The organism is Microbacterium sp. 05N427 (assembly GCF_056397105.1).
Window position 1 is genome coordinate 43,722 of sequence record NZ_JBFTMT010000014.1, and the last position, 25,947, is coordinate 69,668.

Consider the following 25,947-nt stretch of genomic DNA (forward strand, 5'->3'; position numbering starts at 1 on the left):
CCGACCGGTAACTCCGCCGCCGTACATTCCCTCTCAACCCGACCCGGCGGTGACGCCGGACACCGAGAGGAAACCATGCTCATCAGCAACCGTCGTGCGCGCATCGGCGCCGGCATCGCGCTCGCGACCAGCGCCGCGCTCCTGCTCTCCGCCTGCTCCGGATCCGCCTCCGCAGACCCGACCGGCACGTCCGGCTCCGGCGCCAAGGCTTCGACCGCCACCTCGCTCAAGGACTTCGGCTCCCTGGCCGACCTCGAGAAGGCCGCGGAGACCGAGGGCAAGCTCAACGTGATCGCGCTCCCCCACGACTGGGCCAACTACGGCGAGATCCTCGCCGCGTTCACGAAGAAGTACCCGAAGATCACCGTCAACGAGGCTTCCCCCGACGCATCGAGCGCCGAGGAGATCCAGGCCGCCAAGACGAACGAGGGCCTGGACACGGCTCCCGACGTGTTCGATCTCGGCCTGACGGTGACGCTGCAGAACACGGACAAGTTCGCCGCCTACCAGGTGGAGAAGTGGGACGAGATCCCGGAGAACCTCAAGGACAAGACGGGCCTGTTCACGGGCGATTACGGCGGGTACATGTCGATCGGCTACGACTCCTCGAAGTTCCCGGAGCCGAAGAGCCTCGACGACCTGAAGAAGTCCGAGTACAAGGGCGCCGTCGCGCTCAACGGCGATCCGACGCAGGCCGGGGCCGCGTTCGCCGCGGTGGGCCTCGCCACGGTGCAGTCCGGCGGCACGCTCGACGACTACCAGAAGGGCGTCGACTTCTTCGCCGACATGCAGAAGGCCGGCAACCTGCTCAAGGTCGACGTCACCACGGCGACCGTCGCGAGCGGCGAGACCCCCGTCGTCTTCGACTGGGACTACCTGAACGCCGCGCACGTCAAGGACAACAAGAACTGGAAGACCGTCGTCCTGCCGGGCACCGGCTACGCCGGCTACTACAACCAGGCGATCAACAAGGCGGCTCCGCACCCGGCCGCCGCGCGCCTGTGGCAGGAGTTCCTCTACAGCGACGAGGGCCAGAACCTCTGGCTCAAGGGCGGCGCCCGCCCCGTCCGCATGGACGCCATGACCAAGGCAGGGACGATCGACAAGACGCTCGCCGCGGCGCTCCCCACGGCTCCCAAGGAGACCGTCGTGCCGACCGAGGCGCAGAGCACCGCTGCCGGCAAGCTGCTCGGCGAGAAGTGGGCCGCGGCCGTCCAGTGACCTCCGACACCACCGCGGCTCCCGCCGCATCCCGTGCCGGGTCGGAGCCTCGCGCTTCGGCCCGGCCCGGGGCGGGTCGCACCCCTCTCCCTGCCCGCCTGACCCGGGGGCTCGCCGCGATCGGACTCGTTCCGTTCGCGGCCTACCTGCTGCTGTTCCTGGTGCTGCCCACGATCCTCGCGGTCGCCACCGGCTTCTTCACCCGCGACGGCGCCTTCACCACGAGCAATCTCTCCGCGCTCTGGGATCCGACGGTGCTGCTCACGTTCGCGAACTCCGCGGGCCTGTCCCTCCTCACCGCGGCGATCGGCGCGGTGGTCGGCGCCCTCGTCTGCTACGCCCTGCTCGGCATGAACCCCGGAGGCGGTGTGCGCACCGTGATCGACGCCGCCTCCGGAGTGCTCGCGCAGACCGGCGGCGTGATGCTCGCGTTCATGTTCATCGCGACGCTGGGTCTTCGCGGCGTCCTGACCGAGCTGCTCAAGAACACCCTCGGCATCGACCTGTTCGCCCAGGGACCGTGGATCTACGAGCTGCCGGGGCTGATCCTGCCCTACCTCTACTTCCAGATCCCGCTCATGGTCATCACGTTCATGCCCGCCCTCTCGGCGCTGAAGCCGCAGTGGACCGAGGCCAACCTCACGCTCGGCGGCACCCGCGCGAGCTTCTGGCTGCGGATCGGGATCCCCGTCCTCGCCCCGTCCTTCCTCGCCAGCTTCCTGCTGCTTTTCGCGAACGCGTTCTCCTCGTACGCGACCGCCGCCGCCCTCGCGAGCCAGGGATCGCAGATCGTTCCGCTGCAGATCCGTGCCGCGCTCACGAGCGAGACGGTGCTGGGCCGGGAGAACCTCGCCGGCGCGCTCGCGCTCGGCATGATCCTCGTCGTCGGGATCGTCATGTGGCTCTACTCCCTGGTCCAGCGCCGAGCGGCGAGGTGGCAGGCATGAACCGGCTCGCCCCGTCGCCGCTCACCCGCTGGATCATCGGGATCCTGGTCGGTCTCTTCTTCCTCATCCCGCTGGTCGCGACGCTCGCGTACACGTTGCGGGGCGAGGACGGCGGGTTCACCCTCGCGCACTGGGCAGCTCTCGGAGATCCCGCGAAGGCGGCGATCTACCAGCCCATCTGGACCGGGCTCGGCAATTCGCTGGTCCTCGCGGTCGTCACGGTGCTCATCGTGCTGCTCGTGCTCGCACCCACGATGATCCTGGTGAACCTGCGCTACCCGCGGCTGCGCCCGCTCTTCGAGTTCGTCGTACTCTTGCCCCTCTCGATCCCGGCGATCGTGCTCGTGGTCGGCCTCACCCCGATCTACCTGCAGATCGGGCGGTCGTTCGGCACGGGCGCCTGGACCCTCGCGTTCGCGTACGGCATCACCGTGCTGCCCTTCGCGTACCGATCCATCCAGGCGTCGATCGATGCGGTCGATATGACCACGCTCGCCGAGGCGGCCCGCTCCCTGGGCGCCGGATGGGGCACGGTCGTGCTGCGCGTGCTCGCGCCGAACCTGCGTCAGGGACTGCTCGCCGCCTCCCTCCTGTCCATCGCGGTCGTGCTCGGCGAGTTCACGATCGCCTCTCTGCTGAATCGCGACGTGCTGCAGACCGCGCTCGTGGTCGTGCAGAAGCAGGACGGCTGGGCTCCGGCGATGTTCGCCCTGATGGCGCTCACGTTCAGCTTCCTCCTGCTCCTCATCATCGGAAGAGCCGCCCGCGGCCGCTCCGGAAAGGCCGACTCATGAGCGACATCGCGCTCCCCCGCACGGCGGACAACTCCCTGCTCGCGGATCGGGCCGACGGCACCCGCGTCGAGTTCCGCGAGATCGTGAAGAGCTACAGCAGGACCACGGTCCTGCACGGTATCGACCTCGACATCGCGCCGGGCGAGTTCGTCTCGCTGCTCGGCCCCTCCGGCTGCGGCAAGACCACTCTGCTCCGTGTGCTCGCAGGACTCGAGGACGCCGACGGCGGCGCCGTGCTGCTGGGCGGCAGGGACGTGTCGGGCGTCCCGACGAACAAGCGCGACCTGGGCATGGTGTTCCAGTCCTACTCGCTGTTCCCTCATCTGCGCGTGGTGGACAACACGGCGTTCGGGCTCCGCCGGCGCAGGGTCGCCACGGCCGAGGCCCGGCGGCGGGCGCTCGATGCGCTGGCCCTGGTCGGGCTCGAGGCGCACGCCGACAAGTATCCGCACCAGCTCTCCGGCGGTCAGCAGCAGCGCGTGGCGCTTGCGCGGGCACTCGTCACCGAACCCCGGGTCCTGCTGCTGGACGAGCCGCTCTCGGCGCTGGACGCCAAGGTGCGCGTGCAGCTGCGCGACGAGATCCGCCGGCTGCAGCTGCGGCTCGGCATCACGACCGTCTTCGTCACGCACGACCAGGAGGAGGCGCTCAGCGTCTCCGACCGGATCGCGGTGATGAACGCGGGCCGGATCGACCAGATCGGCACGCCGGAGGAGCTCTACCTGCGCCCTGCGACAGCGCACGTCGCCGCGTTCGTCGGGCTGTCCAGCGTCGTGCGCGGGCTCGCCGACGGGGCGACGGTGCGGGTGTGGGGCGCCGAGATCCCGCTGCAGATCCCCGCGACCGGCGAGGTCGATGTGCTCCTGCGCCCCGAGAACGTGCGGCTGGTCGAGCCCATCGGCGCGGCCGTGACGGCGACCGTCGAGGAGAGCATGTTCCTGGGGAGCATGCGGCGCACGCTCGTGCGCACCGAGGACGGCCTGCTCGTGCGCGTGCAGCACTCGGCGCGGATCCACCCGCAGTACGGGGACCTCGTGGGGCTCGCGGTCGACCCCGAGCCCGTGGCGATCCGGCAGACCGACTAGCCGCCGGGCGGAGCGAGCCCCAGGTGCGGGAACAGGGCGCCGAACGTCGCCAAGAGCCCCTCGGGGAGGGATCCGACGTGGTCCTCGCCCTGGATCGTGAACACCTGCGTCTCGAAGCCCGCCTGCTGCGTGATCTGCGCGGACAGCTGCACCTGAGTCGTGAAGAACGCATCCTGGTCGCCCGCGGCGAACAGGGCCACGTGCCCGTCGAAATGGCCGGCGTTCTGCGCGGCCCTGGCGGCGGGCTTGGCGGCCTCGTAGGCGCTCTGCTCTCCGTCGAACACCTGCTGGAGCACCTCGTCCGGGAACTCGGTGCCCTGATACGACTCCCCCGCGATGCTCACGATGCCACCCCACAGGCCGGGATCCGCGACGCCCCAGTCCAGCGCGCATCCGCCGCCGTTCGAGAATCCTGCGATGGTCCATGCAGCCGGACCCGGCTGCACCCGCAGGTGGCTGCGCGCCCAGGCCGGGACATCCTTCGTGAAGTACGTCTCCACGCCGCCGTACGCGGCGGAATCCACGCAGGCCGGGTTGCCGTCCTCGGAGCCGAGCTGGTCCGCCACGATCACGATCGGGGCGAGCCCGTGGTGCGCGGCGGCGAGCCTGTCCATCGCGGCCGCGACGAACGACGGATCCGGATCGCCCGGCTCACCCATCATGAACACGACCAGCGGCAGCGCGGGCGGATCCGGAACGAGCGCGGCCGGAGGCCGATAGAGCGAGGCGTCCCTCGGAACGAATCCGGCGGAGGAGGGGATGCGCTCATCCCCCGTGAGCCGGGTCACGCTGCCTTTCGCCGGCAGGTCGGCGGGCGGCGTCCAGGTATCGAAGAGCGGCAGCGCGGATGCCCCGGACATGGTGCGCGGCGCCCCGGGTGCCGGCGACCAGGGCCGGCCGATCACGCCGAGCAGGACGGCCAGCGTCCCGGCCACGAGCAGGACGGCGAGCGCACCGGCGCGGCTCCTGGCACGCGTCGTCGAAGAGGACATCTCGCACACGCCTCCTGACCCCGCCCGCCCCATCGTAACGAGGACCGGACCCTGGCTCGCCGACGCACAGGAAACACATGATCGCGGCTCTCGAGACCGAGGACTGAGCTGACACGTCGGAGGCGCCGTCCCGGGGCGCGGCGCCTCCGCAGTGTCAGGAGGTCAGCCCGCGAGCGATCGGGCGAGCGCCATGTACTCGGCCGGCGAGGCGTTCGGCAGGTATGCGCGTCCGATCGCGAGCCCGATCGCCGGAAGCTGCCCGTTGTCGGCGTAGAACAGGTACATCGGACGGTACTCGGGGTTGAACTTGCCCTTGTACCGCAGCAGCGAGGCGAAGCCGTACGCGGGCTCGAGCACTCGGCTCAGCCATCCCAGCAGCCGGGTGATCCCGGGATCCGCATCGGCATCGCCGTCCACGGTCTGCGCGAGCGGCGCCCCGGAGAGGCTCATGACCTCCAGCCCCTGCTCCTTCATGTGCAGCGCCGCCGAAGCGATCGCGAACTCCATGACACCGGGCATCGCACCGTCGGCGCGGCGCATGAAATCGAGTGTTCGGCCCACCAGCTCACCCTCGCGCCACACCGGCATCCAGCTGGTCACGGCCTGCAGCTCCCCCTCGGGTCCGATCGCGAGCAGGATCTCGACGTCCGGATCCCTGAGCTCCTCCATCCCGCCCAGGGTGAAGCGCATCTCCGGCAGCGCCTTCTCCGCGATCCACTGCTCGCTGAGGGCGTCCAGCTGTGCGACCAGGCCCGCGGGCAGCTGCTCCCACGTGGTCCAGAGCGTTGTGAGCCCGTCGCGCTGTCCGCGGTTGTACGGCTGACGCACCTTGGTCCACACCTTGCCGGTCAGCTCGAACCGATCGAGCGGCACCAGGGTCTCCTCCGCCACCGAGATGCTCTTCCACCCGATGTCCTTGAATGCCGGAGCGAACTCCTCGTGCGTGCTGTAGAACACCGCCGTCCAGGCGTTCGCGTCGCAGAAGTCCAGGAATCCGCGGATCGTCTTCGCCCTGTCGCCCGGCGTGCAGACCGGATCCCCCACGGCGATCGCGATGTCGTTCACGACGCGGTAGGCGACCGCACCACGGCCGTCCGCCGTGAACCAGTGCTCGTTGCCCTCCCAGGTGCCCATGAACCCGAGCGTGCCTCCGTCGGTCGTGCGCAGCTGGGTGCGGAACCGCTCCGCATCGTCCGCCGCCTTGCGCGATCGTCCCAGCAGCAGCGCGACCATGGCGATCGCGAAGACGAGCCAGAACAGCGCGCCCACGTCCCGGTGCAGCGCGAGCGCGATTCCGGTGAGCGGCGTGTGCCCGCTCGGGCGGCCGATGATCGTAGGCAGGAACCGGCGCAGCGTCGTCCCCAGGGAAGACCAGAACGATGGCGAGTGCGAAACGGCCGAAACAAGGATCATGTTCGTGGCGGCCAGCACCACGAACGCGATCCCGATCGTGAGCGAGAACCGCCGCACCGCGCGACGCGATGCGCGCACGGCGAACCGACGATGCGTCATCGCGAGCAGGATGCACATCCCGACCGGGACGAGGATCGCCAGCACGGAGAATCCGGGGAATTGCCGGTCGATCGCGATCACATCCGTCGGCACCCGGAGCGAACGGGTGGCCACGCTGAGACCGGTGAGCAGCGCCATCACGGCGTTCACGCCGATCGCGAGGAACCACGCGGCGCGGCGTCCGGAGCGCAGGCCCCATGCCGCGACCAGGCTGAGCAGCAGGGGGACGAGGCTCATCAGCACCACGCCGGTTCCGGCGGCGACCGCGGTGGTCACTCCGGCGACGCAGTGCGCGGAGGCGTTGTTCCGCGCGCACGCGTCGGTGATCCCGGAGATGTCGACGCCGCGCAGTCCCGCGACCACGGGAGCCAGCGGTCCGATGCCCACGCCGGTGAGGAGCACGATCAACGGCCCCAGGCCGGTCACCGCGACCATGGCCGCGGTGAGGGTCCTGGTCTCGTGATACGAACTGCGGTACCAGGCGGGCCGCGGCCGGCCGCTCGTGAGGATCACGCCGAGGACGAGACCGGCGAGCGCGGCCAGCAGTCGGTAGACGCTGTCCGCGTCGCCGCCGTACAACGTGTAAGTGACGAGGAGCGAGAGGCCGAGCAGGCGGATCCGGCGGCGGTACAGGGCCGGCGCGAATGCGCTGCCCGCCAGGATCGCCCCGAAGATCCCGATCGAGGGATCCAGCACGGCGCCGCGGGCGTCGATCCGCGCCCACACCTGCCCCCACGACCAGGCCAGCGACTGGATGCCGAGGCCGAGCAGCCCGCCGATCACGCCCGTCACGAGGAAGGCGCTCACGACGCGCCAGGTGCCCATCAGCCGCTCCGCGTAGGCCAGCAGCGTGAGGGCGAGCACGGCGGACAGCAGCAGGCCGCCCCATGAGTCCGGCACGAGCAGCGCCGTCAGCGGCGTCCACCACTCCCGCTCACGCCCGAACGCGAGCGGGCTGAGCCCGACCCCGGCAGGACGATACCCGCGCAGCGGTCCGAGCACCAGACCGCTGACCAGGAGGAGGAAGGGCAGACCGACGGCGAACGGATGATGACGCGCGTAGCGCCCGGCCCTGCGCGCCACCGCCAGGACCGCTGCCGTCGCCCGCGAGGAGGTCATCGGGACAGCCCCAGGCGCGGGTAGAGCACCGCGAACGCCTTCTCCAGGCCGCCGCGCAGGCCCGGCCCGGTATGGGTGGCGTTCGGCACGAGGTAGTACGTCGTGGTGAACCCCGCGGCCTTCGCGAGGCCCGCGGAGACGCGGTTCGCGGGCCCGTACTTCCTGTCGAGCGCGCCCGCCGCGAAGATCGCGTAGTGCCCCGCATAGGCTCCGGGGTGCTCGGCGAGGATCGCCTCCGGCTTGTTGGCGTCGAACGCGGCCTGGTCGCCCTTGAACGCCTTCTCGACCGACTTGGGGTCGCCGAAGCCCGCCCAGGGCTCACCGGACGCGGTGGCGATGTTCCCCCAGATGCCGGGATGCCTGGCGCCGTAGATGAACGCGCAGGCCCCGCCGTTCGAGTACCCGGCGATCGTCCAGTACTTCGGATCCTGCAGCACCCGCAGATGCCCGCGGATCCAGTCCGGGATGTCCTTGTTGAAGTACGTCTCGACGCCGCCATAGGCGGCCGAGTCGATGCAACCGGGGTTCTGATCCTCTGCACCGAGCTGGTCCGCGATGATCACGATAGGCGCGAGGCCGTCGTGCTTCGCGGCGAACTCGTCCATGACGTCCACCATCGGATGCGGATTGGGATAGCCCGGCAGGCCCATCATCAAGACCACGACGGGAAGGGCCGGCGGATCCGCCACGAGTGCCGCCGGAGGCAGGTAGACGGTCGCCTTGCGAGGCTTGAACCCTGCGGAGGACGTGGGCGCGTTCTCACCGGACAGCGATCCGAACCGTCCGTGCGCCGGCATGCCCTGAGGCGGCGTCCACGTCTCGGCCAAGGGCTTCGTGGACGGGTCGGGGTTGCTCAGCGGCGGTGCGAAGTCGTCCAGCGCCCCCAGCGTGTTGATGCCGAGGATGTCGCCGAGCGTGCGGTCCAGCGCGAACGCCTGGTTGATGCCGATGCCCATCGAGAGCACGGAGGCGATCACGGTGAGGATCGCGATGATCTTGCGCCACCAGCGCGAGTCCCACAGGCTCACGATCGCCAGCCCGATCAGCGCGAAACCACCGGACGTCCACCACTTCACCGCATCGGGCATCGGCACGCCGAACAGGTCGGCGACGTCGACGAACACCACGAGGAACCAGCCCACGAGCGCACCGGCGACCACGCCGATCGAGGCGCGCACGATCCAGCGCCGGCGGAGCGGTCGGATCAGCAGCGCGACGAGGCCCGCGGCGGCGAGCCCCCAGACGATCCAGGGCACCGGTCCCTCGGCGAGGTCCAACTCCAGCAACCATCGCGGCATGAAGGGCGTGCTCCGTTCCCGCCTCCGGACGGGGCGACGACCCATCGTATTCCGTGCCGCCTCGGCGGAACCGGTGCGAGGGCCCCGATCAGGCTCGGAGAACGCTATGAGACGCGCCGGGGGCGGATAAGTCCCCGGCGCGTCTCATGGATTCCGGTCGGCGCCACCGGTTTGCGCTACAGATCCGCGACTCAGGGGTGGCCTTTCGTCGCAGGCGTCTTACAGCACGCGCGCGAGGAAGTCCTTCGTGCGCTGGTGCTGCGGGTTCGCGAGCACCTCACGGGGGTCGCCCTCCTCGAGGATGTGCCCGCCGTCCATGAAGATCAGGCGGGAGCCGACCTCCCTGGCGAAGCCCATCTCGTGCGTGACCACCATCATGGTCATGCCCTCGTCGGCGAGCGTCCGCATCACCTGCAGCACCTCGCCGACGAGCTCGGGGTCGAGCGCCGACGTGGGCTCGTCGAAGAGCATCATGTCCGGGTTCATGCACAGCGACCGCGCGATGGCCACGCGCTGCTGCTGCCCGCCGGACAAGTGGCTCGGGTAGGCGTCAGCCTTGTGCGCCATGCCCACACGCTCCAGCATCGCCTTGGCGACCTTCTCCGCCTCGGCCTTGCCGCGCTTCTTCACCTGACGCTGAGCGATCGTCAGGTTGCCGAGCACGCTCATGTGCGGGAACAGGTTGAAGCTCTGGAACACCATCCCGATGCGCGCGCGCACGCGGTCGAGGTCGATGTCGGGATCGGTGATGTCGATCCCCTCCACGAAGATCTTCCCGCCCGTCGGCTCCTCGAGCATGTTCACCGAGCGCAGCAGCGTCGACTTGCCGGATCCCGAGGGGCCGATCACGCAGACGACGTCGCCGGCGTGCACGGTCAGGTCGATGCCCTTGAGCACCTCGTTGTCGCCGTAGTGCTTGACGAGCCCTTGGATGTCGATCGCAGGCGCGTTCAGGTTGATCAGGTCGGTGCTCATCGTTCCCTCGCCATCCGTCGCTCGAGCCAGGCCGTCAACCGCGTCAGCGGGATCGTCACGACCAGGTACAGCAGCGCCGCCATCACCATCGGCGTGGCATTCGCATAGGTGGACAGGCCGTTGCGGGCGTACGTCGTCAGCTCATAGGTGAGCGGCGTGGCGCCTGCGATGAAGAAGAGCGACGTGTCCTTCAGCAGCAGCACGAACTCGTTCGTGAGCGGCGGAATGATGATGCGGAACCCCTGGGGCATCACGATGAAGACCATGGTCCTCGTCGGCGACATACCGAGCGAGCGCGCGGCCTCCGTCTGCCCCTTCGGCACCGCCTGGACGCCTGCACGGATTGTCTCGGCCATGTAGGCGGAGCTCACCACGATGAGTCCGAGCGTCGCGGCTCCCACCGGGCCGCCCGGGATCTTGACGTGCAGCGCGATCGGCAGCATGAGCGCGAACCCGAAGATCGTCATCAGCGCGGGGATGCCGCGGAAGAACTCGATCCACACGGTCGCGGCCCACCGGAACGGTGGGATGCTGCTGAGTTTCATCAATGCCAGCACGATCGCGAGGGCGAGGCCTCCCGCGAAGGACTCGATCGTGAACAGCAGCGTGTTCTTGAGACCGACGGTGATGATGCCCGGGAGCATCTTCAGCGCGACCTCGGGATTCGCGAACTGCTTCGCGACCGTGGGCCAGTCCGTGGCGAGCGCGGCCCACGCGACGAGCGCGACGATCACCGCGTAGACGGTGTAGTGGTAGACCCGTGTGCGGGTCCGCTTCTTCAGAGCCATCGGCGTGAGTCAGGCCCCGGTCACTTCGCCGCAGTGAAGTACTTGTCGTAGATCTTCTTGTACTCGCCGTTGTCCTTGAGCGCCTTCAGCTGCTCGTTGATGGCCTTGCGCAAGGTCTCGTTCTTGCCCTTCGCAAAAGCGAAGCCGTACTGCTCGTCGGTCTTGTAGGTCTCGACGACCTTGTAGGACGAGTCGTCCTTCTCATGCTGGAGGTTGACCGGCAGATCCTGCAGGATCGCGTCGACCTGACCGCCCTGGAGGGCGGGCCACAGCACGCCGTCGTCGGAGAACTGCACGAGGCTGGCGCCCTTGGCGTGCTCCTTCGCATAGTTCTCGCCGGTCGTGCCCTGCTGCACGCCGACGTTCTTGCCGGAGAGGCCGTTGATGTCCTTGATACCGGAGCTGGTCTTGACGAGCAGAGACTGCAGCGAGTCGTAGTACCCGTCGGAGAAGTCGATGTTCTTCTTGCGCTCGTCGGTGATCGTCATCGCAGAGGCACCCATGTCGCATTGGCCCGCGAGCAGGGCTGCGCCCGACTGCAGCGTGTCGAAGTTGGTGACCTGGAACTGCGTCTTCAGGTCGAGCTTGTCGCCGATCGCGGTGAGCAGGTCGACGTCGAAGCCGGTGTACTTGCCGGATCCCGCCGACTCCTCGTACTCGAACGGCTTGTAGGGGATGTCGGAGCACACGGTGAGCGTGCCCGCGGTGATCAGGCCGTAGTCCGTGCCACCGGCGGCACTCGCGCTCGGGTCGGCGGCCGCCCCGGTCGAGCACCCGGCGAGGGTGAGAGTGGCGGCTGCCGCGAGGGCGAGTCCGTAGGCGATCTTCGAGCGACGTTCCATGTGCGACTCCTGTGTCGAGGACGCGGGCGTCCTATGCGGGTTGCCGACAATCTTGACACGGTGCGGTTACCACCGTGTAACGGGAAGGCACCCACCGCTGTCTCGGTTCGGTCTCGGCGACACCGTCACCGCGGAATCCCGCGGGTCGCGATCCTCTCCGGGCGTCCAGAATGTCTGAGATCCGAGACGATGACTCACGTGACGCGTCAGGGAAGCCGGATCGACCTGCTCTTCAGACCTCGAAGTCGACGGCCGAGCGCCCGCCCGAGACCGAGCGCACATAGCCCACGACCTCCTGATGCGCCGGGTGCACCTGGTATGCGTCCAGACCCGCGGCATCATCGAAGTCGGCGATCAGCGTCACGTCCCAGTTGCCCTCGATCGCGAGCGCGTTGACGCCCGTGCTGAGGGCACGGATCGACGGCACCACGCCCACGAGCCCCTCCAGCCGCGAGGCCACGCCCGCGGCGTGCTCCGCGCGCTCTGCCGGATCGGTCGCCGCCATCTTCCAGGTCACCACGTGTCGCAGCGTCATCGCTCTTCTCCTTCTGCCGCAGCTTCTTCGGCCGCAGGTTCTCCGGCCGCAGGTTCTCCGGCCGAAGTACCTTCTGCCGCAGCTTCTTCTGCCGCGTCTACGGCTCGTTCCCGGTCGCTCGCGCCCCCGGCCTTCTCGGCGAGGGCGTCGCGGAGCCGATCGGGCGAGATCCGCCAATGCCCGTGCATCTCGCCGTCGATCAGCAGCACGGGGATCTTCTCCCAGTACCTCTCGTAGAGCGCGGGGTCGTCGAGGATCGACAGCTCGGTGATCTCCATGTCCTCGGCGAGTGCATCCGGCAGCTCCGCGACGACCGCGTCGACCACATCGGAGGCGACGTCGCACAGATGGCAGTCGGGCTTGCCGATCAGGGTCAGCGTGATCACGACGCGGGCGTCTCGATCGCGCGCCCCTCCGCGATCCATTCGGCCGTGCCGCCCTCGACGTTCGTGGCATCGTAGCCACGCGCCTCGAGCGCCTCCACGACGCGCGCCGAGCGCCCGCCGAGCTGGCAGATCACGTCGAACGCCTGGTCAGGGAGCTCGTGCAGCAGGTCCCCGATCTCGGACATCGGCAGGTTCACCGCTCCGGGCACGTGCCCCGAGGCGAACTCGCTCCTCTCGCGCACGTCGATGAGAGGCGTCTCGGTGCGCTCGGCCAGCTGGGCGACGGTGATCGTCTTCATGGATCCGATTCTTCCAGACGCCGGGCTCCCGGGCGCGCCGAGCCGAAGCGCATCGGAAATGCCGAGCGTCCCGAGAATGCACGAAGCGCCCCGGCGATCGAAAGATCGGGGGCGCTCAGTGACTTGCGCGCTCGGCGCGGCCGCTTACTTCTTGTTGCGGCGCTGGTGGCGAGTCTTGCGAAGCAGCTTGCGGTGCTTCTTCTTCGCCATGCGCTTGCGGCGCTTCTTGATGACAGAACCCACGGAAACCTCACTAAGTCAGGGGCTGGGCGTCGCACGCGGACGGCGCCCGGGATCGGGGCACGGAAAATGCCTCGCAACAGTCTAGCGCACGGTACCGCCGGCGCCGACGCGCGTGAGATCCGGCGCCCCGCGCCGGCCGCACGGCGCTCAGCCCGCGTCGGCGATCGGCTTGTGCAGCACGGCCGTGACCGCGGATTCCGGCACGCGATAACTGCGGCCGAACCGGATCGCGGGCAGTTCCCCCGCATGCACCAACCGGTACACGGTCATCTTGGACACGCGCATGATCGCCGCCACTTCGGCGACGGTCAGGAACTTCACGTCCGGCAGCTGTTCGGGCATCCCCATCTACCCCCCTCTCCGTCGCGCGACTTGCGCGTCGGTTGCGATAACTGTAGGGGCTGCTGGCGACACGTGTAAACCCATGTGGTTGCTGTGACAGAGGATGCTCAGACCGCGGCGGATCGCGCAATGCGCTCCGCCGCATCCTTGCGCACCTGGCGCTCGTTCTTCTGCGCCGCACGCAGTGCCTTCTCCGCGTCGCGCAGCGCCTTCTCCGCCTCGCGCACGCTCTTCGCCGCGGCGCGCACCCGCTTGTCTGCGGCGAGCGCGGGAGCATCGGGCACGACGGCGGGCGGGAGCGGGTCGCCGTGCAGGGCGCCCGCGGCGGCGCGATCGACATAGACGCCGATCCCGTCGAGCAGCCGCACGATGCCGAACAGCATCGGATCCCGATCGCCGTCCATCGCTCCGGCGTCGAGCGCCGCACGGGTGTACGGGTAGGCGTCGCCGTCGATGAGCGCGGAGAACAGGGCGGACTCGCGCTCGCCCACCTGGGCGACCGTGAGCCCGTCGGCCCGCGCGGCATCGGCGTACCCGGCGGCGACGGTGCCGAACCAGCGCGCCTGCCCCATGATCGCGAGCATCGCGGCCATCTGGTCGTCGGAATCGAGGGCGGTGCCGGCGAATGCCGCGAGGTAGGCGTCCATCCACGCCGCCGTGCTCGGTGTCGCCGGCGTGCCGTTGATGGGGAGGCTGAGCAGCCAGGGATGACGCAGGTAGACGTCGACGTGCGCACGATAGAGCCGCTCCGCCTCGCTCCGCCATCCTCCCGCCGCTCCTTCGGGGAGCGGGGGCAGCCCCGTCGCCTCCTCCTGCATGAGCAGCAGCAGGTCGTCCTTCGCTGTGACGTAGCGGTAGAGCGACATCGGAGTGAAGCCCAGCGCCTTGGCCACAGCCGCCATCGACACGGCGCCGAGGCCCTCGCGATCGGCGAGATCGACGGCGGCCTCGACGATGCGCTCCACGCTCATCTCGCGCTTCGGCCCGCGCTGAGGACTGGCCGCCATGCCCCAGGCCAGCGCGATGCCGCGCGGCAGGTCGGGCAGGTCGATCGGATCCGGCTCTTCGGTCATGACTCCAGGATAAGACTGTTTATGTTGTAAACAGTGTGTTACGGTCATAAACAGTTTCATCCATACACAGAAAGGAACGGCGATGACCACGGCCATCGAAGTCGCAGGACTCACCAAGCAGTACCGCGGCACCCCCGTCCTGCGCGGCGTCGATCTCAGGGCCGAGCAGGGCGAGATCGTCGCCCTGCTCGGATCCAACGGCGCCGGCAAGACCACCACCATCTCGATCCTCACCACCCTCACCCGTGCCGACGCCGGCACCGCGGTCGTCGCCGGATGCGACGTGCGCCGCGATCCCGAGGGCGTGCGGCAGCGGATCTCGCTCACCGGACAGTCCGCCGCGGTCGACGACGCGCTCACCGGGGTGGAGAACCTGGTGATGCTCAGCCGGCTCTCCGGCCTCTCCCCGCGTGCCGCCCGCCGCCGTGCGGACGAGCTGCTCGCGCAGTTCGCGCTCGCCGATGCGGCGGGGCGCAAGGTCAAGACCTACTCCGGCGGCATGCGCCGCCGTCTCGACCTCGCCCTGAGCTTCGTCGTCACGCCGCAGGTGCTCTTCCTCGACGAGCCGACGACGGGCGTGGATCCCCGCAGCCGCCTGGACCTCTGGGCGGTCATCCGGGGCCTCGCCGACGCGGGCACCACGGTCTTCCTCACCACCCAGTACCTGGAGGAGGCCGATCAGCTCGCGGATCGCATCGCGGTGCTGCACGAGGGCCGCATCGTCCGCACCGGAACCGCGGCCGCGCTCAAGGCGCAGTTCGGCAGCGACGTGCTGGTCGCCGAGGGCGCAGACGGATCCTCCCTCGCGGAGGTCGCGACGGACGGCTCGATCGACGGCATCCGGCGCGCGCTGGACGAGCTCGAAGCCGCGCATCCGGCGGCGCGCGTGCAGCTGCGCCAGCCCACGCTCGACGACGTCTTCCTCACCCTCACCGCGACCGGCGACGCCGATCGCACGACCCTCCGGGAGTTCGCATGACCGCCCTGTCCTCCGCCGCTGCGCCCTCCGCCACCCGGGGCGCGCTCGCGCCGATCCCGTCGCCCCTGTCCGGGATCCGCCCGCGTCTGCGCGGTTTCGCCGCCGAACGCGTGTTCGTCCGCCGCAGCCTCATCCTGTCCCTGCGCGACGGCGAGACCCTGTCGATGTCGATCATGCTGCCGGTCACGCTCATGCTGCTGTTCACCTTCGTGTTCGGCGGCGCGATCGAGGACGACGGCAGCTACGTCGACTACGTCGTGCCGGGGATCATCCTGCTCTGCGCCGGCTTCGGCGCCGCGTCGACCGCGACGTACGTCTCCCGCGACATGTCCACCGGGATCATCGACCGCATCCGCACGATGCCGCTGCGACCGGGATCCGTGCTCACCGGACACGTCGTCGCGAGCCTCGCACGCAACCTGGTGTCCACCGCCGTCGTGTTCGGCGTCGCGCTGCTGCTCGGCTTCCGTCCGAGCGCCGGCCCGGCGCAATGGCTGGCCGCTTTCGGCGTGATCGCCGTCTACATCCTCGTGATCACGTACCTCTACGCCGCGATCGGCCTCGCCGCAGGCAGCCCGGAGGCGGCGGCGGGGTACGGGTTCATCCTCATGTTCGTGCCCTACCTGTCCAGCGCTTTCGTTCCCGTGCACACGATGCCGACCTGGCTGCAGCGGGTGGCCGAGAACCAGCCCATCACGCCGATCATCGAGACGATCCGCGGCCTGCTCATGGGCACGCCCCTGCACGCTCAGCCGTTCTGGGCGCTGGGCTGGTGCGCGGTCATCCTCGCGATCTCGGTGCTGTGGGGCCGCTGGCTCTTCGGCCGGGCGCGACGCTGAGCCGGATCCGGCTGCCCACCGGGATGTGCGTGCAGGCGGCGTTCAGGCCCCGAGGCGCTTGAGCGCCGTCTGCACCACGTGCTTGGCGCTCGCGGCGGCGCGGCCCACGACCTCGGCGGCGTGCGCGGCGCCGTCGGGAAGCGGCGGAACCCCGATGAGGCCCGAGATGTCCGGGGCGGAGTCCCCGTAGGCGTCGGCGAGGAACGGGACGAGCCAGTCGTCGACCTGTTCCAGGGGAGCCGCCTCGATGCTGTAGAACCGGCGCTGGCCGTCTTCGCGGACCGTGACCAGGTCGGCCTCGCGCAGCACCTTCAGGTGCTTCGAGACGGTGGGCTGGCTGATCCCGAGTTCGCTGACGATCTGCGTCACGCTCGTGCCGGCATCCCCGTCTTCGGACCGCTGGCGCAGGAGCTGAAGGATGTCCCGTCTCGTGCCGTCGGCGATCACGTCGAAGATGTCGGTCATGCCTTCACAGTAGCCGCGCCGGAGGCGGAGTACCATGACGAAGGCTTGGCGGACGGAGGATCGGAGGGGCTCGACCATGGCGCGCACCACTGCCCCTCGATCCTTCTCGGAAGTCGTCAGAAGGACCGTCCGTCTGGGCAAGACCCTGACCACCTCCTCCCCTTCGCGATTCGCGATCGTGGTGTTCTCGGCGCTCATCCTGATCACGACGGCGCTCCTGTCGCTGCCGATCGCCAGCGCCGACCGCACGGTGACGCCACTCGCCGATGCGCTGTTCACGGCCGTCTCCACGATCTGCGTCACAGGGCTGTCGACGGTCGACATGGCGACGCACTGGTCGGGCTTCGGCCTCGGCGTGGTCTTCGTCGGCGTGAACATCGGCGGCCTCGGCGTGCTGACCCTCGCGAGCGTGATGGGCCTCGCGATCTCGAAGCGGCTGGGGCTTCGCGCCAAGCTCATCGCCGCGGGCGACACCAACCCGATGCGCGCACACGGCGGCCCCGTGAACGAGAGCCAGACCGTGCGGCTCGGCGAGGTCGGATCCCTGCTGCGCACGGTGGCGATCTCGGCGTTCGCGATCGAGGCGGGTCTCATCGTGCTGCTCTACCCGGCACTGCTGACGGCAGGGGTGGATCCCGTCACCGCCCTGTGGGAGGCCCCGTTCTACGCGGCCATGGCGTTCACGAACACCGGGTTCACCCCGAATCCCGGGGGCCTCGCGCCGTTCGCGCAGAACTACTACGTGCTCAGCGTGCTCATGCTGGGCGTGTTCCTGGGGAGCCTCGGCTTCCCCGTCATCTACACGCTCGCCCGGCAGCGCTGGCATGTGCGCCGCTGGTCGCTGCACGCCAAGCTGACCGTGCTCACCACGATCGTGCTGTTCGTGGTCGGCGCCGCCGTGTTCCTCCTGCTCGAGTTCGACAATCCGAAGACCTTCGGATCCATGGACGCCGGAGACACGACCTTCCAGGCGTTCTTCCTGTCCGCCATGACGCGCTCCGGCGGCTTCAGCGTCGTGAACATGGGAGATCTCAACGGATCCTCGATGCTCGCCGCGTCCATGCTCATGTTCGTGGGCGGCGGCTCCGCGTCCACAGCCGGCGGCATCAAGGTCACCACACTCGCCGTGCTCGCCCTCGCCGTGATCAGCGAAGCCAAGGGACGCCCGTCCGTGCAGGCGTTCGGCCGCCGGATCCCCTCGGACGTGCAGCGCGTCGCGCTCAGCGTCGTCGCCTGGGGCGCCACCACCGTCGCGCTCTCCACGATCGCGATCAGCCAGCTCACGAAGTTCTCCGTGGACGAGGTGCTCTTCGACGTGGTCTCGGCCTTCGGCACCGTCGGTCTCTCGACCGGCGTCACGGAGAGGCTTCCCGACACGGCGACCTACATCCTCGCCGCCACGATCTTCATGGGGCGCGTCGGCACGGTCACGCTCGCCGCGGCCGTGGCCGCGACGTCCCGCACCCAGTTGTACTCGCTCCCGGTCGAGCGGCCGATCGTCGGCTGACCGGGCCGCGGTCGCGGCTGACCGGGCGGTCTCCGCGACGGACAGTAAAGTGGGCGGCATGGTTGAAGTGCTGCGCAACGACGCCCCGGTGCTCGTGATCGGGCTGGGCCGCTTCGGCGCCGCCTGCGCCGGAGAACTGGACCGCCTCGACCGCGAGGTGCTCGCGATCGACACCAACCTCGAGCTGGTGCAGAAGTGGTCGGAGCGGGTCACGCACGCCGCCCAGGCCGACACCCGTAACATCGACGCGCTGCGCCAGATCGGCGCGCAGGACTTCCAGGTCGCCGTCGTCGCGGTGGGTTCCTCGATCGAGGCGTCGGTGCTCATCACGGCGAACCTGGTCGACCTCAAGGTGCCGCAGATCTGGGCGAAGGCCGTATCCCAGTCGCACGGCAAGATCCTCGCCAGGGTGGGCGCGAACCACGTGGTCTACCCCGAGCGCGAAGCCGGCGAGCGGGTCGCGCACCTCGTGAGCGGCCGCATGCTGGACTTCATCCGCTTCGACGACGACTTCGTGCTGGCCAAGATGTACCCGCCGAAGTTCATCCGCGGCGTGGGCCTGAACCAGTCCGGGGTGCGCAGCAAGTACAACGTGACGGTGGTGGGAGTGAAGAGCCCCGGCAAGCCGTTCCGCTACGCCGAGGCCGACACCGTGGTCACGAACCACGACCTCATCATCGTGTCGGGCACGAACAGCGACATCGAGCGGTTCTCCTCGCTGGATCGCTGACCGTCGGGATCCCCTCGCGAGAAACCAGATCCCGCATGAGACCCGCCTTCTGCGGGTAGGTCTCATGCTGAAAGTGGTTTCTCGCATCGGCGCGGGGCGGGGGCGGGGGTGGGGATATCCGCCTCGCGAGGGATGCGTGCCGTGGCGGGGCGTGGTCGGATGGAGGCATGACCGACCTCACAGCGCCCTTCGCGGCCGCGCCGCCGGTGCTCTCCCTTCAGGGCCTTCGCAAGCAGTTCGGGCAGAAGGTCGCCGTTGACGACCTCTGGCTCGACGTCCCCGCCGGATCCATGCTCGGCCTGCTCGGCCCCAACGGCGCAGGCAAGACCACGACCCTCGCGATGACCACGGGCCTGCTGCGCCCCGACGCCGGCACCGCCCGGGTGCTCGGCGCGGACGTGTGGCAGGATCCGGCCGCGGCGAAGGGCCGCATGGGCGTGCTGCCGGACGGCGTGCGCATGCTCGACCGCCTCACCGGCGCCGAGCTGCTGCGGTACACCGGGCTGCTGCGCGGCATGACGGAGGCCGAGGTCGTCGGCCGCTCCGGCGAGCTGCTCGAGGCGCTGGGCCTCGCCGACGCCGGCAGCACGCTGGTGGTGGACTACTCCGCGGGCATGCGCAAGAAGATCGGCCTCGCGTGCGCGCTCATCCACGCGCCGCGCCTGCTCATCCTGGACGAGCCGCTCGAGGCCGTGGATCCCGTCTCCGGCGAAACGATCCGGCAGATCCTGCGGGCGTTCGTCTCCGGCGGCGGCACCGTCGTGCTGTCCAGCCACGTCATGGAGCTCGTCGAGTCTCTCTGCGACCGCGTCGCGATCGTCGCCGAGGGGCGCCTTCTCGCGAACGGCACCCTCGACGAGGTGCGTGCGGGCGAGACTCTGCAGCAGCGCTTCCTGTCCCTGGTCGGCGCGCACGAGCTCGGATCGGAGACGCTCGCATGGTTGCGCTCCTCGTAAGCCTGCGCTGGCGCCAGCTCGGCCACCAGCTCGGACGCAACCCGTGGATGATCGTGTCCCTGATCATCTCGGGGATGATCGCCCTCGGCCTGCTGACCGCCCTGGCCGCCGGCCTCGTGGCGCTGCGGATCGCCGCGCCCGACGCGGCCGTGCGCACGCTGGTGCTGGTCGGCGCCGGCATGGTGCTGGTGTGGTGGGCCGGCTCGATCGTGGTGAGCGTCGACGACTCGCTCGCCCCTGAGCGCTTCGCCCTGCTGCCTGTCACCGCACGAGCGATGCTGCCGGGGCTGGTCGTCGCGGGCGCCACCACGATCGGCGGCATCGGCACGACCGTGGCGCTGCTGCTCATGCTCGTGGGGTGGTCGGTGAGTCCGCTCGCGCTCGTGGCCGCCGTGGTCCTGATCCCGCTCGCGCTCGCGACGTGCGTGCTCGGCGCCCGGGTGGTCAGCGGCGTGCTCGCCGGGTGGCTGGCCGGACGACGCACGCGCGACCTGGTGATCACGCTCGGCGTGCTGCTCGTCGCCTGCTCCGGCCTGCTGATCAACGTGCTCGTACGCGCGTTCGCGCGGCTCTCGGATCCCACGGCGGTCCTGCCGGCGATCGCCGACGCCGCCGGATGGACGCCGCTCGGCGCCGTGTTCGGCGTCCCTGCAGCGCTCGCCCAGGGCGATCTGCTCGCGGCGGGACTGCGTCTGCTCATCGCGCTCGCGACGGCGGCGGCCCTGTGGTTCGCCGCGCGAGGGCTGCTCGCCGCACGCCTGGTCGCGCCGATCCAGAGCCGCGGCGGCGGACGCGTGCGCTCGGGCGGACTGCTCGATCGCGCTCTCCCCGCCACCCCGGTCGGGGCGATCGCCGCCCGCACGCTGCGCTACGCCACGCGCGACCCTCGGCAGGTGATCAACACCGTGATGATGGTGCTGCTGCCCGCACTGCTGATCGGGCTCACCCTGATGAACGGACGCGGGGACGGCTCGTTCGCGCTGGGCCCTGCCGCGAGCCTCATTCCGGCGATCAACGCGCTGCTGGTCGGCACGATCCTGCAGCTGGGCATCGCCTACGACAACGACGCGATCGCCCTGCACATCCACACAGGGGTGCCGGGAAGGGCCGACCGCGCCGGCCGTCTGCTCGGATTCGGGATCATCGCGGTGCCCGTGACGATCGTGTTGTGCGTCGCGGCGAGCGTGCTCGCGGGGCGGATCGACCTCCTCCCGGCCAGCCTCGGCGCGGCCTTGGGCCTGAGTGCGGCGGCAGCCGGCCTCGGGGTCTGGGTGGGTGCGTTCCTGCCCGGCCGCGCGCCCGCTCCGGAGGCGAATCCGTTCGGTCGCGGATCCTCCGGCGGCGTGCAGTCGATGGTCGCGATGATGATCATCACACCGCTGAGCCTCGTGATCGGAGGGCCCGCGTTCGGCCTCGCGATCGCCGCGATCTGGACGCCGTGGCTCGGCTGGCTGAGCCTCGCGTTCGGCGTTCTGTGCGGCGGGCTCGCCGTGTGGGGCGGTGCGGCGCTGGGCGGACGGATCCTGGAGCGGCGCTGGCCCGAGGTGCTCGCCGAGGTCGCCAGCGAGGCGTGACCCGTTTCGCCCCCGCGAGAAACCACTTTCCGCACGAGACCCACGTTCTGCGGGGAGGTCTCATGCGGGATCTGGTTTCTCGCGGCTCAGGCCCCGGCGGCGAGTTCGCGCGCCCGAGCGAGCGCGGCGTCGGTGGCCCGGGCGAACAGGCCGTCCAGGTCCGCTTCCTGCAGCACGGCGACCGCGCGCTCGGTGGTGCCCTTGGGGCTCGTCACACGGCGGCGCAGCTCGGCCGGGTCCTCGCCCGACGCCTCCAGCAGCGCGGTCGCGCCGATGAAGGTCTGCTCGGCCATGAGACGCGCCTCCGGCTCGGCGAACCCCTTGCCCATCGCGGCCTTGGTGAACTCCTCGATGAGCAGGAAGACGTAGGCGGGACCGGATCCGGAGATCGTGGAGAGCGGATCGATCTGCTCCTCCGCGACCTCGATCACGGATCCGACCGTCTCGAACAGCCGGCGCACGAGCGCGCGCTCCTCGTCGGTGACGTCGGCGGCCGCGGCGAGCCCGGTGACGGCACGCCCCACGGTCGCGGGCGTGTTCGGCATGGACCGGAGCACGCTCGTGCCCGCAGGGAGGTGCGCGGCGAAGGTGGCGAGGGTGACGCCCGCCGCGATGCTCACGACGATCGCGTCCTCGCGCAGATGCGGGGCGATCTCGTCGAGCAGATCCGGCACCATCGCCGGCTTCACGCCGACGACGACGATGCGTGCGCCGGCCGCCACGTCGTTGCCGTCGGGCTGCTGCTCGAGCGCGATCGAGCGCACGCCGGACAGGCCCTCGAGTTCGGCGGCGCGCGCCGCCGTGCGATTGGTGGCGGTGATGCCGCCGTCGACCGGGATCGCGCTCGCGACCAGGCCGCGCAGGATCGCGCCTCCCATCGAACCGGCACCGAGGAACGCGACAGAGGGGAGTGCATCGACCATGCGGCCATCCTACGAGCAGGCCTCGTGACGCGCTCGGATCCTGCGCTGACCGTGCGCGCCGCGATCGGGGCCGTGCTGAGCGTCGTCGGGGCCGTCATGCCGTCCTGAGCGGCGCCGGGGCCGTCATGAGCGCCGTCGGCCGACATAGACTCGTGGCATGAGTGCATCCGGTGGCGGCAAGGCGATCCTGGCGGCGTTCCTCGCGAACCTGGGCATCGCGCTCGCGAAGCTCGTGGCCTGGCTGCTCTCCGGATCCGCCTCGATGCTCGCCGAGGCGATCCACTCGATCGCCGACTCCGGAAATCAGCTGCTGCTCATGCTCGGCGGCCGCAAGGCCCAGCGCCGCGCGGATCGCGAGCATCCCTTCGGCTACGGCCGCGAGCGCTTCGTCTACGCGTTCGTCGTGTCGATCATCCTGTTCTCCGTCGGCGGCCTGTTCGCGATCTACGAGGGCGTGCAGAAGCTCATCGAGCCGCACGAACTCGACAGGACCTGGTGGTGGCTGCCGCTCGCGGTGCTCCTGATCTCGATCGCGCTGGAGTCGTTCTCGCTGCGGACCGCGATCAAGGAGAGCAACCACGTGCGCCCCAAGGGGCAGTCGTGGGTGTCGTTCATCCGTCGCGCCAAGGCGCCAGAGCTCCCCGTCGTGCTGCTGGAGGACACCGGGGCTCTCGCCGGCCTCCTCTTCGCACTCCTCGGTGTCGGCCTCACCCTGATCACCCACAACCCGGTGTTCGATGCCCTCGGCACGCTCATGATCGGTCTGCTCCTCGTGCTCATCGCGGTCGTGCTGGGGATCGAGACCAAGAGCCTGCTGGTCGGCGAAGGTGCGAACGAGGCCGACTACGACCGGATCGTCGACGCGATCCTGGCTGGTGACGAGGTCGAGAAGCTCATCCACATCAAGACCCTGTACCTCGGTCCCGACGAGCTGCTCGTCGCCGCGAAGATCGCGCTCACTTCGGACAAGACGGTGCGCGCGGCCGCGGATGACATCGACGCGATCGAGATCCGGATCCGCGAGGCCGTGCCCGCGGCGCGGGTGATCTACCTCGAGCCCGACATCTACCGGCCCGCCCTGGATCCCTCCCCGCCCACCGACACGTTCGTGCTGCGTTCGGCCGACTGACCGGCGCGGAGCCGACGTGGTCGATCCGCTCGCCGAGGCGCTCGCCGACTCCACACTGTCCGCGGACGCGCGACAGAAACTGCAGAACGTCCAGGACGTCCTGCACGCCGACGCGCAGGCGCGGCTGATCTCGCTGTTCTTCGAGGGCGACGAGCCCCGCGCCGCCGTGTCGTTCGGCGAGTTCGATGCGGCCGAGCTGATCGTGGTCGTGCTGCACGGCATCGACACGGATCTCGCCGAGTTCCGGGGCTGGGCCGGCATCGCACAGCGGCTGTGCGCCGACACGATCCGAGCCAGCGCGCTGCGCGGCGGATCCGTCCGCATCGCGACCGTGGCGTGGTTCGGCTACGACTCCGGGACCCACCTGTCGGCGCTCGCGACCAAGCATGCGACCGTAGGGGCCGCGCGGCTGGCGGGCGATCTGGTGCGCATCCGCCACGGGCATCCACAGGCGCGCATCGCGGTGCTCGCCTACTCGTATTCGTCGACGCTGTTCGGCGAGCTCGTGCTCATGGACGGCGCAGGCCCGATCTCGATGGCGTTCTCGATCGCCTCGGCCGGGATGACGCACATGGCCGCCGACGCGGTGGAGGAGGCGATCTCGAAGCGCGCGTTCTCGTTCTACGCCACGGAGGCCTCGAGCGACGTGACCGCTCCCCTGGGTCGTTTCGGCGCGCACCCGGTCGATCCCCGCGACATCGTGGGCACGATCGTCTACGAGTCCGACGGCGGCCCCATCCCGGGCTCGGGCGGCGAGCAGGGCGAGGCGACCGACGGGCACGCGTCGCAGACCGAGGTCGACGAGCACGGCGAACGGCACCCCGGGTACTTCGATCCGCGAGCCCAGGCGTATCTGTTCGCGGTGCAGCGCCTGGCCCGGCTCGCGTCGCGCCGCCCCAGGGACTGACCGACCGCGCCCGGGCCGGGTCGGGGGCTGGGCTGGGCTGGGCTGGGCTGGGCTGGGATCAGCGTCGCTCGGCGAAGAACGCTCGCAGCTGCTCCACGGCTTCGCCCTCGCGGACGCCGCCGACGACCTCGGCGCGGTAGGGCAGCCGGCGATCGCGCAGCACGTCGTAGAGGGAGCCGGCGGCCCCTGCCTTGTCGTCCCAGGCGCCGAACACGACGCGCGCCACACGGGACTGCAGGATCGCCCCCGCGCACATGACGCACGGCTCCATCGTGACGACGAGGGTGCAGCCGGTGAGGTTCCAGGATCCCTGCGCCGCGGCGGCCGCGCGCAGGGCGACGATCTCGGCATGGCCGGTCGGATCCGCCGTCTCCTCGCGGTTGTTGCGCCCCTCCGCGAGGATCCGTCCCTCGGCGTCGAGCACGACCGCGCCGACCGGGATCTCGTCCGCGGCGGCGGCCACGGCGGCGAGGACGAGTGCGCGATCCATCGCCGTGTCGTCCGTGACGGGTCGTGCTGCGTCCACCTGTCCTCCCGACGGTCGAGCCTAGCCGGAGGGCGGCTCCGCGTCGCCCCGGCCGCGGGACCGGACCTCGCTGTTCCCCCCGCGCCGCGTGAGTGCCGTTCCCCCGCGTCGCGTGAGTAGCATGCGGATCAGGGGTGTCATGGGCGCTCAACCGGATGCGAATGCAGGTGCGGCCGGCCGCCGGTCACGCGCGCTACCCTGGCCAGTCCTGTGCTGGGTCACAGTGCTGCTGCTGATCGGCATCGTCCAGGTCGTGCGCGCGCAGTGGTTCGACACGGTCGTGTTCTTCGGCGCGGCCCTGCTCGTCGTCGCAGCCCGGTGGACGCCACCCGTCACCGCACGCCGCGTGACGCTGCGGGTAATCGTGGCAGTGGCGGCGCTCGCAGGACTCGTCGTGTGCGTGCTCCCCCGCCACGGCGGCGGCATGGTCTCCGCGGTGGCCGTGATCGGGATCGCCGCCCTGGCGCTGGCGTGGTCCGGCACGCCCGCAGGACCGCGACCATGGGCGCCCGGCCTACGGAGGCTGGCCTGGGTGTGGAGCGGGCTCGTGGTCGCCGGTTGTCTGTGGGAGCTCGCGCAGTTCATCCTCGGGGAGATCCACCCGGATGCGCCCTCGTACGCGCTCAGCGACCTGGTCGACCCGCTGCTCGACGGCGCGCCGGGCAGGCTCCTGTTCACGGCGGCCTGGCTGGCCGGCGGCATCTTCCTGCTGCGGAGAGGACCACGCCCATGACGCTCCTCAGCATCGCCTACTTCGGCCTGTGCACGACTCTGCTCGCGCTGGCGACGTGGCGGATCCGGCACGCGGATCCGGACGCGACCGTCACCGCGCTGTTCGATCGGCTGCTCGATGATCGCGCCGTGCGCATCGCCGTGGTCGTCGTCTGGTGGTGGCTGGGCTGGCACTTCCTCGCCGGCACGACGCTGTGACGCTCCCGCGTGCCGTCGCGTCGCGCGCCCG

At 70.1% G+C, this 25,947-nt stretch carries 28 protein-coding genes and 1 pseudogene; 14 read left to right on the forward strand and 15 right to left on the reverse strand.

Annotated features, from left to right (window positions below; genetic code table 11):
- The first annotated feature begins 75 nt into the window (after positions 1-75).
- From AC1DG4_RS14620 to AC1DG4_RS14635, 4 genes are read left to right on the forward strand one after another with little or no spacing between them, the layout of a single operon-like run.
- Entirely contained in the window at positions 76-1,221 is a 1,146-nt protein-coding gene (locus AC1DG4_RS14620) for an ABC transporter substrate-binding protein (protein WP_477378637.1), read from the forward strand.
- Positions 1,218-2,168, forward strand: a complete 951-nt coding sequence (locus AC1DG4_RS14625; RefSeq protein ID WP_477378635.1) for an ABC transporter permease — start codon at positions 1,218-1,220, stop codon at positions 2,166-2,168. The genes AC1DG4_RS14620 and AC1DG4_RS14625 overlap by 4 nt, the downstream gene beginning before the upstream one ends.
- A complete protein-coding gene (locus AC1DG4_RS14630) occupies positions 2,165-2,962 on the forward strand; it encodes an ABC transporter permease (RefSeq protein WP_477378633.1) in 798 nt (265 codons plus the stop codon). The genes AC1DG4_RS14625 and AC1DG4_RS14630 overlap by 4 nt, the downstream gene beginning before the upstream one ends.
- Positions 2,959-4,047 carry an ABC transporter ATP-binding protein gene (locus AC1DG4_RS14635; RefSeq protein ID WP_477378631.1) on the forward strand — a complete coding sequence of 363 codons (1,089 nt, stop codon included), beginning with the start codon at positions 2,959-2,961 and terminating at the stop codon, positions 4,045-4,047. The genes AC1DG4_RS14630 and AC1DG4_RS14635 overlap by 4 nt, the downstream gene beginning before the upstream one ends.
- Here the strand turns inward: AC1DG4_RS14635 and AC1DG4_RS14640 are convergent.
- The 12 genes and pseudogenes from AC1DG4_RS14640 to AC1DG4_RS14695 form a co-directional block, all read right to left on the reverse strand.
- On the reverse strand, positions 4,044-5,039 hold the full coding sequence (locus tag AC1DG4_RS14640) for an alpha/beta hydrolase (protein WP_477378629.1): 996 nt from the start codon (positions 5,037-5,039) through the stop codon (positions 4,044-4,046). The two genes, AC1DG4_RS14635 and AC1DG4_RS14640, sit on opposite strands and share 4 nt — an antisense overlap.
- Before the next feature lie 162 nt (positions 5,040-5,201).
- Positions 5,202-7,670 carry a bifunctional lysylphosphatidylglycerol flippase/synthetase MprF gene (locus AC1DG4_RS14645; protein WP_477378627.1) on the reverse strand — a complete coding sequence of 823 codons (2,469 nt, stop codon included), beginning with the start codon at positions 7,668-7,670 and terminating at the stop codon, positions 5,202-5,204.
- Complete coding sequence (locus AC1DG4_RS14650) at positions 7,667-8,968, reverse strand: alpha/beta hydrolase (RefSeq protein ID WP_477378625.1); 1,302 nt, start codon at positions 8,966-8,968, stop codon at positions 7,667-7,669. The genes AC1DG4_RS14645 and AC1DG4_RS14650 overlap by 4 nt, the downstream gene beginning before the upstream one ends.
- Positions 8,969-9,187: 219 nt before the next feature.
- Positions 9,188-9,943, reverse strand: a complete 756-nt coding sequence (locus AC1DG4_RS14655) for an amino acid ABC transporter ATP-binding protein (protein ID WP_477378623.1) — start codon at positions 9,941-9,943, stop codon at positions 9,188-9,190.
- The gene (locus tag AC1DG4_RS14660; protein WP_477378621.1) at positions 9,940-10,731 is read right to left on the reverse strand and encodes an amino acid ABC transporter permease; all 792 of its coding nucleotides are present in this window, start codon (positions 10,729-10,731) and stop codon (positions 9,940-9,942) included. Before AC1DG4_RS14660 ends, AC1DG4_RS14655 begins: the two co-directional genes overlap by 4 nt.
- 20 nt (positions 10,732-10,751) lie before the next feature.
- The gene (locus AC1DG4_RS14665; protein ID WP_477378619.1) at positions 10,752-11,573 is read right to left on the reverse strand and encodes a basic amino acid ABC transporter substrate-binding protein; all 822 of its coding nucleotides are present in this window, start codon (positions 11,571-11,573) and stop codon (positions 10,752-10,754) included.
- A 232-nt stretch (positions 11,574-11,805) separates the two neighbouring features.
- Positions 11,806-12,108: a Dabb family protein gene (locus tag AC1DG4_RS14670; RefSeq protein ID WP_477378617.1), complete on the reverse strand. Its 303-nt coding sequence runs from the start codon at positions 12,106-12,108 to the stop codon at positions 11,806-11,808.
- Positions 12,109-12,242: 134 nt separating this feature from the next.
- A pseudogene (locus AC1DG4_RS14675) lies at positions 12,243-12,494 on the reverse strand (glutaredoxin family protein); the annotation flags it as partial.
- Positions 12,491-12,793 carry a rhodanese-like domain-containing protein gene (locus AC1DG4_RS14680; RefSeq protein ID WP_477378616.1) on the reverse strand — a complete coding sequence of 101 codons (303 nt, stop codon included), beginning with the start codon at positions 12,791-12,793 and terminating at the stop codon, positions 12,491-12,493. The pseudogene AC1DG4_RS14675 and the gene AC1DG4_RS14680, both read right to left, overlap by 4 nt.
- A 144-nt stretch (positions 12,794-12,937) precedes the next feature.
- The gene (locus tag AC1DG4_RS14685; RefSeq protein ID WP_003792170.1) at positions 12,938-13,036 is read right to left on the reverse strand and encodes a 30S ribosomal protein bS22; all 99 of its coding nucleotides are present in this window, start codon (positions 13,034-13,036) and stop codon (positions 12,938-12,940) included.
- A gap of 147 nt (positions 13,037-13,183) precedes the next feature.
- Entirely contained in the window at positions 13,184-13,378 is a 195-nt protein-coding gene (locus AC1DG4_RS14690; RefSeq protein WP_477378718.1) for a helix-turn-helix domain-containing protein, read from the reverse strand.
- 107 nt (positions 13,379-13,485) lie between these two features.
- Positions 13,486-14,451, reverse strand: a complete 966-nt coding sequence (locus tag AC1DG4_RS14695) for a TetR/AcrR family transcriptional regulator (protein ID WP_477378614.1) — start codon at positions 14,449-14,451, stop codon at positions 13,486-13,488.
- An 82-nt stretch (positions 14,452-14,533) separates the two neighbouring features.
- Here AC1DG4_RS14695 and AC1DG4_RS14700 point away from each other — a divergent pair, with 82 nt between their 5' ends.
- Both AC1DG4_RS14700 and AC1DG4_RS14705 read left to right on the forward strand, forming a co-directional pair.
- A complete protein-coding gene (locus AC1DG4_RS14700) occupies positions 14,534-15,430 on the forward strand; it encodes an ATP-binding cassette domain-containing protein (protein WP_477378612.1) in 897 nt (298 codons plus the stop codon).
- A complete protein-coding gene (locus tag AC1DG4_RS14705; RefSeq protein ID WP_477378610.1) occupies positions 15,427-16,269 on the forward strand; it encodes an ABC transporter permease in 843 nt (280 codons plus the stop codon). Before AC1DG4_RS14700 ends, AC1DG4_RS14705 begins: the two co-directional genes overlap by 4 nt.
- Before the next feature lie 42 nt (positions 16,270-16,311).
- Here AC1DG4_RS14705 and AC1DG4_RS14710 read toward each other — a convergent pair whose 3' ends face one another.
- Positions 16,312-16,734, reverse strand: coding sequence for an ArsR/SmtB family transcription factor (locus AC1DG4_RS14710; RefSeq protein WP_477378608.1), 423 nt, complete (start codon positions 16,732-16,734; stop codon positions 16,312-16,314).
- Between the two features lie 76 nt (positions 16,735-16,810).
- On the opposite strand from AC1DG4_RS14710, the gene AC1DG4_RS14715 reads away from it, so the two are divergent.
- The 4 genes from AC1DG4_RS14715 (at position 16,811) to AC1DG4_RS14730 (ending at position 21,501) form a co-directional block, all read left to right on the forward strand.
- Positions 16,811-18,241, forward strand: a complete 1,431-nt coding sequence (locus AC1DG4_RS14715) for a TrkH family potassium uptake protein (protein ID WP_477378606.1) — start codon at positions 16,811-16,813, stop codon at positions 18,239-18,241.
- A gap of 58 nt (positions 18,242-18,299) precedes the next feature.
- The gene (locus AC1DG4_RS14720; RefSeq protein WP_045272962.1) at positions 18,300-18,971 is read left to right on the forward strand and encodes a potassium channel family protein; all 672 of its coding nucleotides are present in this window, start codon (positions 18,300-18,302) and stop codon (positions 18,969-18,971) included.
- A 167-nt stretch (positions 18,972-19,138) separates the two neighbouring features.
- On the forward strand, positions 19,139-19,927 hold the full coding sequence (locus AC1DG4_RS14725; protein WP_477378604.1) for an ABC transporter ATP-binding protein: 789 nt from the start codon (positions 19,139-19,141) through the stop codon (positions 19,925-19,927).
- Positions 19,909-21,501, forward strand: coding sequence for a hypothetical protein (locus tag AC1DG4_RS14730; protein WP_477378602.1), 1,593 nt, complete (start codon positions 19,909-19,911; stop codon positions 21,499-21,501). The genes AC1DG4_RS14725 and AC1DG4_RS14730 overlap by 19 nt, the downstream gene beginning before the upstream one ends.
- A gap of 86 nt (positions 21,502-21,587) precedes the next feature.
- Here the strand turns inward: AC1DG4_RS14730 and proC are convergent, their stop codons facing one another.
- Entirely contained in the window at positions 21,588-22,424 is an 837-nt protein-coding gene (proC, locus tag AC1DG4_RS14735; RefSeq protein WP_477378600.1) for a pyrroline-5-carboxylate reductase, read from the reverse strand.
- 157 nt (positions 22,425-22,581) lie between these two features.
- Between proC and AC1DG4_RS14740 the strand changes: the two genes are divergently transcribed.
- Both AC1DG4_RS14740 and AC1DG4_RS14745 read left to right on the forward strand, forming a co-directional pair.
- A complete protein-coding gene (locus AC1DG4_RS14740) occupies positions 22,582-23,553 on the forward strand; it encodes a cation diffusion facilitator family transporter (RefSeq protein WP_477378598.1) in 972 nt (323 codons plus the stop codon).
- A gap of 16 nt (positions 23,554-23,569) precedes the next feature.
- Complete coding sequence (locus AC1DG4_RS14745; RefSeq protein WP_477378597.1) at positions 23,570-24,460, forward strand: alpha/beta hydrolase; 891 nt, start codon at positions 23,570-23,572, stop codon at positions 24,458-24,460.
- A gap of 58 nt (positions 24,461-24,518) precedes the next feature.
- Here the strand turns inward: AC1DG4_RS14745 and AC1DG4_RS14750 are convergent, their stop codons facing one another.
- On the reverse strand, positions 24,519-24,986 hold the full coding sequence (locus AC1DG4_RS14750) for a nucleoside deaminase (RefSeq protein ID WP_477378596.1): 468 nt from the start codon (positions 24,984-24,986) through the stop codon (positions 24,519-24,521).
- A gap of 223 nt (positions 24,987-25,209) precedes the next feature.
- Between AC1DG4_RS14750 and AC1DG4_RS14755 the strand changes: the two genes are divergently transcribed.
- Both AC1DG4_RS14755 and AC1DG4_RS14760 read left to right on the forward strand, forming a co-directional pair.
- Positions 25,210-25,719, forward strand: a complete 510-nt coding sequence (locus AC1DG4_RS14755; RefSeq protein ID WP_477378594.1) for a hypothetical protein — start codon at positions 25,210-25,212, stop codon at positions 25,717-25,719.
- Entirely contained in the window at positions 25,716-25,916 is a 201-nt protein-coding gene (locus AC1DG4_RS14760; RefSeq protein ID WP_477378592.1) for a DUF6186 family protein, read from the forward strand. Before AC1DG4_RS14755 ends, AC1DG4_RS14760 begins: the two co-directional genes overlap by 4 nt.
- The last annotated feature ends 31 nt before the right edge of the window (positions 25,917-25,947 follow it).